Genomic DNA, 13,098 nt, shown 5'->3' with positions numbered 1-13,098 from the left:
GGTCCAACGCCTGCACATGAGCCGGGATCGGCAAGGCCAGATGAGCTTGGTTCAGCAGCAGCTTGAGGCCGCTGTCTTCGATCATGTAGCTCAGGCGATCCTGCGGATATTCCGGGTCCAGCGGCACATAGGCGCCACCGGCCTTGAGCACCGCCAGCAAACCGATGACCATTTCCAGCGACCGTTCAACCGCCACGCCCACCAGCACGTCCGGGCCGACGCCCAGTTCCAGCAGGCGGTGCGCCCACTGGTTGGCCCGGGCATTGAGTTCGGCGTAGCTCAGTTGTTGCCCGGCAAACACCAGCGCCACCGCTTCTGGGGTGCGCGCCGCCTGCTCCTCGATCAACTGCTGGATGCACTGCCCGGCTGGGTAAGCTGCGGCGGTGCGGTTCCAGTCTTCGAGAATCACACGCTCGTGCGCTGCGGCCAGCAACGGCAATTGCGCAATACGTTGCGTAGGGTCAGCCACTACCGCCTGCAACAGGTGCTGCCAGTGTTGCGCCAGGCGCTCGATGGTGCTGGCGTCGAACAGTGCGCTGGCATACACCACCGAGGCACTCAGGCTGTCGCGCGATTCGTAGGTTTCCAGCGTCAGGTCGAACTGCGCGGTCTGGTTTTCCCAGGCCAGGCCTTCGACCCGCAACCCTGGCAAGTCGACGTCGATGCTTCTCTTGCCCTCACTCTGGTGGTTGTACATCACCTGGAACAGCGGGCTATGGCTCAGGCTGCGTTCCGGCTGCAACGCTTGTACCAGTTGCTCGAACGGCAGGTCCTGGTGGGCCTGGGCCTGCAGCGCCGTGTGCTTGACCTGTCGCAACAGTTCGATGAACGCACCCTGGCCATCCACCTCGGCCTTGAGCACCTGGGTATTGACGAAGAAGCCAATCAAACGCTCGATATCGACCCGCTGCCGGTTGGCCACTGGCACGCCGACACGAATGTCGCTTTGCCCGCTATAGCGATGTAGCAAGGCCTGGAACGACGCCAGCAAGACCATAAACAGCGTCGCGCCTTCGCGCTGTGCCAGTTGTCGCAGGCCGGCGCTCAGCGCCGCGTCCAACGGGATTTCCAGGCGCGCGCCACGCTGATCCTGCACCGCCGGGCGCGGCCGGTCAGTCGGCAGTTCGAGTACCGGTTGCTCATCGCCCAACTGGTTGCTCCAGTAAGCCAGTTGACGTTGCAGCTCACCGGCCTCCATCCACTGGCGCTGCCATTGCGCATAATCGGCGTACTGGATCGCCAGGGCTGGCAGTTCCAGGCTCTGGCCCTGGCTATAGGCGCCATACAGGGCAATCAGTTCCTCCACCAAGACCTGCATCGACCAGCCATCAGAAATGATGTGGTGTTGAGTCAGCAACAGCACATGATCATCCGCCGCCAGTTGCAGCAATTTCACCCGCAACAACGGCCCCTGCTGCAGATCGAACGGCGCCTGAGCTTCGGCTTGCACGGCGGCGGCGATCAGCGCGTCACTGGCCAAAGGTTCTGCCACCAGCGCCAATGCCAGCGGGGCATCAATGATTTGCAGCGCCTGCTGGTCCTGGATAAAGCGCGTACGCAGGCTTTCATGGCGCTCGATCAGCGTATTGAAACTGCGTGTCAGAGCGGCCACGTCCAGGGCTCCACGCAGACGCAAGGCCAGCGGGATGTTGTACGCCGAACTGTGGGGTTCCAGTTGCCAGAGGAACCACTGCCGTTCCTGGGCATAGGACAGCAACAGCGGCTGCTGACGATCCACCGCCACCAGCGCCGGCTCGCCACCAGCCTGGCTCTGGCCCAGGGCCTGGACAAAGGCGTGCAAGGTGGTGTGTTCAAACAGCGTACGCAGCGCCAGTTCGATATTCAGCGCATGGCGCACCCTGGAAATCACTTGGGTGGCCAACAACGAATGGCCGCCCAGTTCGAAGAAGTTGTCAGTCAAGCCGACACGCTCCAGTTTGAGCACGTCCTGCCAGATCTGCGCGACACGCTGCTCCAGTTCGTTGCGCGGGGCCACGAAGCATTGTTGCAACTGACCGGCATCCGGCGCCGGCAAGGCCTTGCGATCCAGTTTGCCGTTCGGGGTCAGTGGCAGCCCCTCAAGGAACACCCACTGCAACGGCACCATGTAATCGGGCAGACGCTGGCGCAGACTGTCGCGCAGGCTGTCACGCAATGCATCGTGGGCAAGGTCGGCCGATGCCGGCACCACGTAGCCCACCAAGGCCTTGCCAGTGCCGCTTTCGAAGACATCGACCGCAGCATCGCGTACCACCTCCAGTTCCAGCAGGTGCGCACTGATTTCACCCAACTCGATCCGGAAACCACGCACCTTGACTTGATGGTCGACGCGCCCCACGTACTCCAGCAGGCCATCGTTACGCCGACGACCAAGGTCACCGGTGCGGTACAGCCGGCCACCAGCCTCCAGGGCAAATGGGTCCGGCAGGTAGGCCATGGCCGTACGTCCCGGATCACTGAGGTAACCACGACCAACACCGACGCCAGCAACCCAGAGTTCACCCACAGCGCCCACAGGCACCGGTTGCAACTGGCCGTCAAGCAGGTACAGGCGGTTGTTGTCGGTCGGGCTGCCGATGGGCAGGCAAGTCCCCTGGGTCGCGGCCATTTCCACGCGGTACAGGGCCACGTCATCAGAACACTCGGCAGGACCGTAAGCGTTGACCAGGCCGATTGCCGGGTAGCGTTGCAACCAGCGGCGGGCCAGTTCCGGCGGCATCGCTTCACCGGTTGGCAACATAAAGCGCAAGTGCTCGAAAGCCATCACTGGCTCATCGAGCAAGCCCTGGATCAGTGACGGCACACTTTCCAGAATCGTGATACCCGCCTGCCGTACATGGGCCAACAAGGCTGCTGGTTCTTGGGCAATGTCATTGGGCACGATATCGACACGCGCCCCGCACAGCGGTGCGGTGAGGAATTGCCATACCGAAATGTCAAAACTCTGCGATGCGGTCTGGGCGATAACGTCCTTTTCCCCCAGTTCCAGGTACGGCAACTTGCTCAATTGGTTGTTGAGCATGCCGCCCTGCTCGACTAACACACCCTTGGGCGTGCCGGTGGAACCAGAGGTGTAGATCGCATACGCCAAATGGCGGGCACCGACGTAGATTTGCGGGTTGCCCTGCGCAGCATCCCCCTGCTGAAGGTCTTCCCAGACCAACAGCCGCGGCGCAACCTCTACTGCAAGGCTGGCCAACAGGCTGCGGGCACGCTCGGCGCAAGCGGCGGAGCACAACAGCACCGGCGTGCGGCTCAACTCCAGCAAACGCAACAGGCGCTCATCCGGCAAATGCGGGTCGAGCGGCAGGTAACCGGCACCCGCCTTGAAACTGCCGATGATCATGCCCAGCAACGACAGGTCCCGTTCGGCCAGCAAAGCCACTGGCTGGTCGATCTGTACACCTGCCGCAATCAGCCCATGACCGGCACGGTTAGCCTGGCGGTTGAGTTCGTTGTAGCTCCATTGCCGGTCCAGGCACGAGGCGGCCGTGCGCTCGCCGTACTGCGCCACACTGGCCTCGAACAGACGCACATACCCCTGGTCCAGCGGATAGCTGCGTTCAGTCTGGTTGCAGGCCTCAACCAACTGGTAGCGGTCCGCGTCGGACAGCAGCGACAAGGCCGAGAATTGGCCATGAAAACCACTGACCAGCGCACCCAGTACACGCTTCATATCGTGCAGCAAACGGTCAATCGTTGCCTCATCGAAGAAGCGCTGGTCGTAGGACAGATGCAGCCCCAGCTCATCGCCCGGGTAGACCACCACCGTCAGTGGGTAGTTGGTATGGGTCCGGGCGCTGTCGGCAATCGCGCTGAGTTCCTGGGCACCGCTGACCACCGCGCTCTCCAGCGGCGCGTTCTCGAACACAAACAGGCTGTCGAACAACTGCTGGCTGCTGTCGATGTGGCTGCAGGCCTGGATTTTCACCAGCGGCAGATGCTCATGCTCACGCAAGGCCAGGTTGTGTTCGAACAATGCCTGCAGCCATTGCTTGACGCTACCAGCCTGCGGCATGCGCACCCGCAGCGGGATGCTGTTGATGAACAAGCCAACGGTGTCCTGCATCTCGGGACGGCTGATCGGTCGACCCGCCACCGTCACACCGAACACTACATCCGACTCGCCGCTGTAGCGGTGCATGACCAGCGCCCAAGCCGCCTGGGTGAAGGTATTGACGGTCAATTGATAATGCTGGGCCAGCTCACGCAAGGCGCGACCTTCGCTGCGCTCCAGGTTCAGGTAACGGTCACCGATCTGTGACTGGCCGCCTTGGCGCTGCATGGGCCGGTCGTAAGGTAACCGGGTCGGTTGCTCGACGCCTTGCAACTCTTCGCGCCAGGCACTGATTGCCGCTTCCTCACCCTGCTCTTGCAGCCAGGCAATAAAGTCACGGTAACGCGCCGCCGGTTGCGGCATCTGCTTGCCCTGGTAAAGGGTGAAGAAGTCTTGCAACAGCAAGGATCGGCACCAGGCATCAATCAAGATGTGGTGGTTACTGAGGATGAACCAGTATTGCTGGGGCCCGCGACGAATCAGGCGCAGGCTGAACGGCGGCTGCTCCAGCAGGTTGAAGCCTTGCTGGCGCTCGTTCTCCAGCAGGTGCTGTAAATCGGCCTCGTGCTGCTCGGCCGGCACCTCGCTCCAGTCCAGGCAGTCGAGGCGCAGCGGCGCATGGCGGTGGATGATCTGCAGCATTTCACCCTGATGGTCAAGGTTGAACGAGGCCCGCAGTGCATCGTGACGCTGGATGACTTGCTGCCAGGCACTACGAAAGCGCGGCAGGTCGATGTCACTGTCGATGCAGTAACGGTCCTGCATGAAGTAAATGCCCGAATTCGGCTCCAGCAAGGTGTGCAGCAACAAGCCTTCCTGCATCGGTGACAGCGGGTAAATATCTTCGATCTGCACCAGCGGGGTTTCCAGCGCGTCCAGACGCTCTTGAGTCAGGCTGGCCAGCGGGAAGTCCGAAGGCGTGGCGCCACCGGCTTCGGCTTGCAGGCAATGACCGATCAGTGCGGTCAATTCCTGGCGATAGTCTTCGGCCACACGCTCGATGGTTGCGCGCTCGTGCAACTCGCTGCTGAAAGTCCATTGCAATGACAGTTCACCGCCATACACCTGGCCTTCGATGCTCAACCAGTTGGCCAGCGGGGCTTGCTCGTCCTGGGCCACGCCTGACTTCTCGGTGGCCGGCACGAACAGCGCGCCGTCGTCGAACTGAGCGTCGAACTGCCCCAGGTAGTTGAAGGTGATACGTGGTGCCGGTAGCTCCGCCAATATCGCCTGCACCTGTGGCTCGCCCAGATAGCGCAACACACCGAACCCCAGTCCTTTGCCGGGCACTGCGCGCAGTTGCTCCTTGACCGCCTTGATCGAACCGGCCAGGTCCTGTGCCGGGGTCAACTTGACCGGGAACAGGCTGGTGAACCAGCCCAGGGTGCGGGTCAGGTCAATGTCTTCAAACAGCTCCTCGCGACCATGCCCCTCAAGCTGGATCAACACCGATTGCTCACCGCTCCAGCGGGCAATGACGCGTGCCAGCGCGGTCAACAACAGGTCATTGACCTGGGTACGGTAGGCAGCCGGCACCTCTTGCAGTAATTGACGGGTCAATTGGGCGTCGAAGGTCACGGAGACCTTTTGCCCCAGGGCATTGCTCAACCCACCTTGCAGGTGATCGCAGGGCAAGTCTGCGGGAGCATCGGCCAGCGCCGCCTGCCAATAGTCCAGCTCCCGAGCCAAGGCCGGGCGCTGGGCATAGTCCTGCAACTGCTCGGCCCAGACTTTGTAGGCGCTGGTTTTCGCCGGTAACGCCAGGGTTGCACCGGCCCTGGCCTGGGTCAGCAGGCTTTGCAGGTCTTCAAGCAGTACGCGCCAGGACACCCCGTCCACCACCAGGTGATGGATGGCCAGCAACAGCCGCTGGCTACCGTCCGCCATATTCACCAACAGCACCCGCAACAGCGGGCCTTGCGCCAGGCTCAGGCTACGTTGAGCCTCATCGCAGAGGGCGTTTAGCTCCTCGGCGGTAGCCGCCTGGCGTTGCCATACCGGCGACGCATCCGGCATCGCACCGTGGGCCTGGGTCCAGCCTTGGGTGCCGGCCTCGAAACGCAGGCGCAGGCCATCATGCTGCTCGATCAGGCGCAGTACGGCGGCGTCCACATGGGCCAAGTCGAGGGTTTCTCGCGGGGTCAGCAACAGCGATTGGTTCCAGTGCGCACGCTGAGTCATCGGTTGCTCGAAGAACCACTGTTGCACCGGGGTCAGCGGTGCCTCGCCGCTGACCGGACCTTGATCAATGGTGACGGCAACGTTGGCCTGGCAAACCTGTGCCAGGCTGCGCACGGTCTGGTGCTGGAACAAGTCCCGCGGGCTGAAGGCAATCCCGGCTTGACGGGCACGACCGACGACCTGGATGGAAACAATGGAGTCGCCGCCCAACTCGAAGAAATTGTCTTCCAGACCGACCTGTTCCACGCGTAATACGTCACGCCAGATCGCCGCCAGGGCCTTCTCGATATCGCTGGCAGGGGCAACGTATTCGGCTTGCACGCCAGCCTCGGCGCGCGGCAGGGATTTGCGGTCAAGTTTGCCGTTGGGCATCAACGGCAGCACCGTGAGCGCCAGCAGGTGTTGCGGCACCATATATTCCGGCAGGCCTTGCAGCAGGCTGGCCTTGAGCTGTTCGCGCCAGTCGGCCGGCGGTTGCTCGCAAGTCAACACCAGATAAGCCACCAACTGCTTGCCGTCCTGGGCCAGCACCACAGCCTCACGGACCAGTTCGTGGTCGCACAGGCTGGCTTCGATTTCGCCCAGTTCGATACGCAGGCCACGCAGCTTGACCTGGTGATCGAGACGCCCGAGATATTCGATAACCCCATCGACCCGATAACGCGCCAGGTCGCCGGTGCGGTACAAGCGCTCACCGGCATTGAACGGATCGGGCACAAAGCGCTCGGCGGTCAGCCCTGGCCGCTGATGATAACCACGGGCCAGGCCAACCCCACCCAGGTACAGCTCGCCCCCCGCACCGACGGGTAAAAGGCTCAGGCCGGAACCAAGGATCTGGGTGCGCAGGTTGTCGATTGGCACACCGATGGGCACGCTGGCCCGACGCTCGTCCACACACCGCCAATGCGTCACGTCGATGGCGGCTTCAGTCGGGCCATAGAGGTTGAACAGTCCGGCGCCCGGTAATTTGCTGAACACCTGCTGCTGGGCATCCACCGGCAAGGCTTCACCGCTGCAGATGATGCGCTTGAGACTGCCACAAGCCTCGACCCCGGCCTCATGGATAAAGGCCTGCAACATCGAGGGCACGAAGTGCAAGGTCGTGATCTGGTAACGCCCGATGGTTTCGATCAGGCGTGCCGGCTCTCGGTGCTCGCCCGGTAGCGCCACGGCCAACCGCGCACCGACCATCAGCGGCCAGAAGAACTCCCAGACCGAGACGTCGAAACTGAACGGGGTCTTTTGCAGTACCGTGTCGCGGGCATCCAGGCTGTAGGCCCGCTGCATCCACCACAGGCGGTTGGTCAGTGCCGTATGACGGTTGCCCGCCCCTTTGGGCCGCCCGGTGGAGCCCGAGGTATAGATCATGTAGGCCAGTTGTTCCGGCAGGCATGGCAGTGCCGGGTTGGCATCGCTGTAACCTTCCAGCCAGTCGCCTTCCTGGTCCAGGCACAAGGCCTGAACGGTCTCGCCCAGCGGCAGGTTGTCCAGCAGGTGGCTCTGGGTCAACAGCAAGCGCACGCCACTGTCTTCGATCATGTAGCGCAGGCGTTCGCTGGGGTATTCCGGATCGAGCGGCACGTAGGCACCACCGGCCTTGAGAACCGCGAGCAGCGCCACGACCATTTCCACCGAACGCTCGGTAGCCACGCCCACCAGCAACTCAGCACCAGCCGGTGCCGATTCGCGCAGCTTGTGCGCCAGACGGTTGGCGCGCTGATTGAGTTGTTGATACGTCAGGGCCTGCTGGTCGAACAACAGGGCAATCGCCTGTGGATTGCGCTGCACCTGCTCCTCGAACAACTGATGCACACCGCGCTGCGCCGGGAATTGCGCCTCGGTACGGTTCCATTCCAGGACCTGGGCCTGCACCTGGGCGGCATCGAGTACCGGCAGTTCACTGACCCGCCGCGCGCTGTCGGCGACGATCTCGTTAAGCACCTTGAGCCAATGGCCCGCCATGCGCTCGACAGTCGCCTGAACGAACAGATCACTGGCAAAGGTCAGGGCAGCCTTGAGTGTGCCGCCTTTTTCGTAGGTATCCAGGGTCAGGTCGAATTGGGTGGTGCGACTGTCCCATTCAAGCCGGCTCAAGCTGAGCCCGGAGCTCAGCTGCAACGTCTCGATGTCAGCCACTTCCGGCTGATGGTTGTACATCACCTGGAACAGCGGGGTGTGGCTCAGGCTACGCTCCAGCTTGAGGGCATCGACCAGGCGCTCAAATGGCAGGTCCTGATGGGCCTGCGCGGCATTGACCACTTCCTTGAGGTCCTGCAATAGGCCAGCGACCAGGGTCTGCTCGTCAAAGCGCGCACGGATCACCTGAGTGTTGACGAACAAACCGATCAGGCCTTCGACTTCCAGCCGGTTACGGTTGGCAATCGGCACACCGACCCGCAAGTCGGTCTGGCCGGTGTAGCGGTACAAGAGGATATTGAAGGCTGCCAGTAACACGGTGAACAACGACACATTCTGCTGGCGCGCGAACTGACGCAGTTCATCCGCCAGGGCTGTCGGCAGATCGAACTCGTAACGACTGCCTTGATGGCTGGCCACTGCCGGGCGCGGAAAATCGGTCGGCAATTCAAGCACGGGATGCTCATCGCCCAGTTGCTCCTGCCAATACGCCAATTGGCGCTCCTGCTCGCCGGCTTCCATCCAGCGCCGCTGCCACAAGGCATAGTCGGCATACTGGATCGGCAGCGGTTCGAGGCTCAGCGCCTGACCACGACGGTGAGCGTCATAGAAGCGCACGAATTCGTCGATGATGATGCTCATCGACCAGCCATCGGAAACGATGTGATGCAAGGTCAACAACAGCACGTGCTGCTCGGCATCGAGCTTGATCAGCTTGACTCGCAGCAACGGACCGGCAGCCAGGTCGAATGGCTGCATTGACTGCTCCTGGGCTTCACTGCGAACCCGGCGCTCACGCTCGTCCTCGGGGAGGATGCTGAAGTCCTCGCGCTCGACAATCAACGGGGCGCTGGCGGGCACTTGTTGCAGACTTTCGTCAGGTAACTGGCGAAATACCGTGCGCAAGGCTTCGTGGCGCTCCACCAGGCTGGCGAAGGCCTGCTCCAGTGCCAACTCGTCGAGCCTACCCTTGAGCCGCACGGCACTGGGCAGGTTATAGGCGCCGCTTTGCGGATCCAGTTGCCAGAGGAACCACATCCGTCGCTGTGCGTAGGACAACGCCTGACGATCTTCGACTTCTACACCCGCCGGGATCGGAAACTGAGCAAAATCCACCCCTTCCTTTTGCAAGGCCGCAAGGAACAGCCGGCGTTTTTCCAGGGGCAACCCGATAAACCGGCGAGCGAGTTTCAAGGAGTCTTCAGCATTCATTTCTTAGCATCCGGATCAATAGGCAGGAAGCACAAAGGCACGTCGTCCCTATAAAACGAATGCAACCGGGGAAAATTAGCGACTGAGAACAACTATCTTGTAGTCGCTGAGGCAGAGAAGATAAGGTCCCGAGGACCTTGAGGCGCTTGAAGAATTCTGCGTTTGAAGCACCGCAATGCCGCCTGGCTGACTGCTGAATGAGTCAGTGGCTACAGGGCTTGGATACAGAGGGATCGTTCCCGCTTGTGCGGGAACAATCGAGGATGACGCTTACAGTTGGTCGGCAGAAAAGCCTTCGGCCATCGCCACAATCACCTTGCGCTTGCCCTCGAAGGGCGCGCGTGCGTGAGCCGCAAGCATATTGTCGAGCATCAGCACATCACCCGACTGCCAGGGGAAGCTGATCATGCAGTCGTCGAGCACCGCGCGAATCTCATTGAGCACCTCGTCTTCAATGGCCGAGCCATCGCCGTAATAGACATTACGCGGTAAATCTTCCTCATCAACGATGTCCAGCAGCGATTCACGCACCTCCGGTTGCAGGTTGGAAATATGGAACAGGTGCGCCTGGTTGAACCAGACCATCTCACCCGTGCGCGGATGGCGAGCCACCGCCTGGCAGGTCTGGCGGGTACGCAACTCGCCATCGTCCTTCCACTCGCAGACAATTGCGTGCGCCTTGCAGTACGCCTCGGCAACTGCCCGGTCCTCGGTATTGAACACCTGCTCCCAAGCCACATCCAGGCCGTTGCCGTAGTTGCGGACATACATCAGGCCCTTGCTGACGAAACGCTCGCGGATATAGGCCGGGATACGCTTGTAGACCTCACGACTGTCGGCAATCGGCGTCTCGCCCCCCGACTGCGCGGCGATCATGCTGTAGAACCAGATTCTCATTGGCCAATCACGGGAGTAGGCCTGCTCATTGTGCAGCGGAATACTCTGGTGCGCCGGATACTCGGTGGAGGTGTACACCCCCTGCGTGACACTGCTTCGCGGGGTCGAGCCAAACTCGTAACTCAACAAGGGATGACCAAAACTGGCTGCAAACTCGCGAAACTGTTCGGCACCCTCCAGGGTAAACCCGCGAAACAGAATCCCACCGTCGCGCAACAAGTGTTCATCCACCAACGCGCTGAGTTCTTCAAACACCGCCAGCAGGCTGGTGCCTGGCTCAGTGGCCTCGACCAGCAGCGGCAAACGCCCCTGCCCTGCCCGTAACGGACCAACGGAAAATCCCAAGGCAACACCCATGATGGGCCTCCTGTAAACAATCGATTGCGCCAGCGGGCGCGGTTCTAGCGAGCGAGTGCGCTCATCTGGACGTAGCGGCGATGATGCCCCTCCAAGTGTTCCTTGATGACCCGCAGCACCCGCGCTTCATGCTCATGAATGAAGAAGTGGCCACCGGTCATCATATCCACCGAGAAGCTGCCGCCCGTCTCCTTGCTCCAGCCGATCAGTTGCTCCGTGGTGGCTTTGTCTTCCTTGCCACCCAGGACATGGACCGGGCATTTGAGCAGCGGCCGCTCCTGCGGGCGAAAACGGCCGCACAGCAAGAAGTCGGCGCGCAGTACCGGCAGGGTCAGGCTCATCAGCTCCTTGTCCGCCAGCACGGCCTCACTGGTGCCCTGGAAAGTACGCAGTTGATCAATCAACTGCTCATCCGTCTTGGGTTCGGCAAAGTCACGATCGTAGTCACTACGCAGGGTCGGCGCCGCCGTGCCCGAGGCAAACAGCGCCACCGGCTCCGGGCAGCCCAAGGCGCGAAACGCATGCGCCATTTCACACGCCAGCAAAGCGCCCAGGCTATGCCCGAACAGCGCATAAGGCGCCTCAAGCGACGGCTTGTGCTCCACAGCCAATTGGCGCGCCAGGGTGCGCATGTCAGTTTGCAGAGGCTCATCAAAACGTGCGCCACGGCCCGGCAGCTCCACTGGCTGCACGTGCAGCCATTCCGGCAGTTTGCGCCGCCACCGACTGTAGACCATGGCGCTGGCGCCGGAGTACGGCAAGCACAGCAGTGTCAGCTTGGTCACCACGTTTACCCCAATCTATTACGTGTAAAAGGAACGGATGAAGGCCTGGGCAAATTAGGGTCACGCCAGACCACCCGCAACATCATGTATAAATTTCATGCAGCAGCGCTCGTTCCCTTGTTCAGATCAATAACCCATACAAGAGGGATCGCCGTGGATTTGCAGACCATTCTGACCAAGCTGTTCGCCAATGCCGGCGCCGTCGGCATTGAAGGTGTCTTTCAATTCGCATTCGCACCCGAACAGGCATTCTGGTCCGAGGTCAAAACCCACAGCCGCACAGAACGTGGCCGCCACGCCCACCCCGACGTGACCATCGAGGTGACGGAGCGGGACTTTCTCGGGATCATGGGGGGCATGGTCAACGTCGAAGAGCTGTTTGCCAGCGGACGCCTGAAAATCAGCGGCAATATGGGCCTGGCCACGATGCTGCCACAGATCATCGACCATGCGCGCCAGGGTGGCGCCAAGGCGGAAAAGGTCGATAAGAACAAGCGCTACCCGACGCCGGCGCGCTTGAGCGAGCGAATTTCAGCCAGCCTGCCGCCCCTGCGCACCGTGGAACGCCGGCCGCGCAGCGAAGTGTCCGTCAGCGAATTTCGCAGCCGTTACCTGCCCCACGGCATTCCCTTGGTGATCAGCGATGCGCTGCAGGACTGGCCCCTGTTCAAACTCAGCCGCGAAGAATCCCTGGTGCACTTCGCCGAACTGCAAGGCATCACCCGTCACGGCGACTACGTGAAGAAGACCTTCTCCGCAGACCGCGACTTTCGCTCCACCTCCATGGCGGACTTTATTGCCTCGCTGGACACTCCCGCAGCGAAAAACGCCGACGGCACGCCGCCGGCCTACATGGGCAACAATATTCTGCCGGCACAACTGATGCAGCAGATCAAACACCCGCCCTACTTCGATCAGTCGCAGTTCATCGCGCCACGCATCTGGATCGGCCCCAAAGGCACGCTGACACCCCTGCATCGCGATGACACAGACAATATGTTTGCCCAGGTCTGGGGGCGCAAATCCTTCACCCTCGCCGCTCCGCATCACCGTGAAGCGCTAGGCACCTGGTCGACATCGCCAGAGGGCGGGCTCGACGGCTGCGAAGTCAACCCCGACGCCCCGGACTACCAACGCTTCCCGGCGTCCCGCGACGTGAACTTTCTTCGGGTGACCCTGGAGGCAGGCGACCTGTTGTTCCTGCCTGAAGGCTGGTTCCATCAAGTGGAGTCTGTCTCCACCTCGCTGTCCGTGAATTTCTGGGTCAACTCCGGGCGCGGCTGGTAACACCAGAACCTTGTGGGAGCTCGACAGCTCCCACAGGGGATTGGCGGCGGATTCGGAATTTCGGTCTGGGTGAAGATCAATGTGGGAGCTGTCGAGCCCCTGCGAGGCTGCGATGGCGGTGGATCAGGCGACATCTTCGCTGCCTGTACCGCCGCCATCGCAGCCTCGCTAAAGCTCGACAGCTCC

Annotated in this window: 4 protein-coding genes; 1 reads left to right on the top strand and 3 read right to left on the bottom strand. The window is 61.6% G+C overall.

Features of this window, described 5'->3' with window-relative positions; all coding sequences use genetic code 11:
• From H097_RS24220 to H097_RS24210, 3 genes are all read right to left on the bottom strand, one after another.
• A partial coding sequence (locus H097_RS24220) for a non-ribosomal peptide synthetase (protein ID WP_050593438.1) occupies positions 1-9,586 on the bottom strand: 9,586 nt, incomplete at its 3' end.
• Positions 9,587-9,856: 270 nt separating this feature from the next.
• Positions 9,857-10,840 carry a TauD/TfdA family dioxygenase gene (locus H097_RS24215; protein ID WP_032862970.1) on the bottom strand — a complete coding sequence of 328 codons (984 nt, stop codon included), beginning with the start codon at positions 10,838-10,840 and terminating at the stop codon, positions 9,857-9,859.
• Positions 10,841-10,884: 44 nt separating this feature from the next.
• Positions 10,885-11,625, bottom strand: coding sequence for an alpha/beta fold hydrolase (locus tag H097_RS24210; protein WP_082445663.1), 741 nt, complete (start codon positions 11,623-11,625; stop codon positions 10,885-10,887).
• Positions 11,626-11,778: 153 nt separating this feature from the next.
• Here H097_RS24210 and H097_RS24205 point away from each other — a divergent pair, with 153 nt between their 5' ends.
• Complete coding sequence (locus H097_RS24205; RefSeq protein WP_032862967.1) at positions 11,779-12,912, top strand: cupin-like domain-containing protein; 1,134 nt, start codon at positions 11,779-11,781, stop codon at positions 12,910-12,912.
• Positions 12,913-13,098 lie beyond the last annotated feature (186 nt).

The sequence above is a fragment of the Pseudomonas sp. FH4 genome (genome assembly GCF_000510915.2).
Classification (GTDB): domain Bacteria; phylum Pseudomonadota; class Gammaproteobacteria; order Pseudomonadales; family Pseudomonadaceae; genus Aquipseudomonas; species Aquipseudomonas brenneri.
Note: the sequence above shows the minus strand (reverse complement) of the source record. Positions and strands in the feature narration are given on the sequence as shown.

Excerpts from the sequence above, each read along its gene's own strand:
- H097_RS24215 (WP_032862970.1), bottom strand. The coding sequence starts at position 10,840 with ATGGGTGTTGCCTTGGGATTTTCCGTTGGTCCGTTACGGGCAGGGCAG.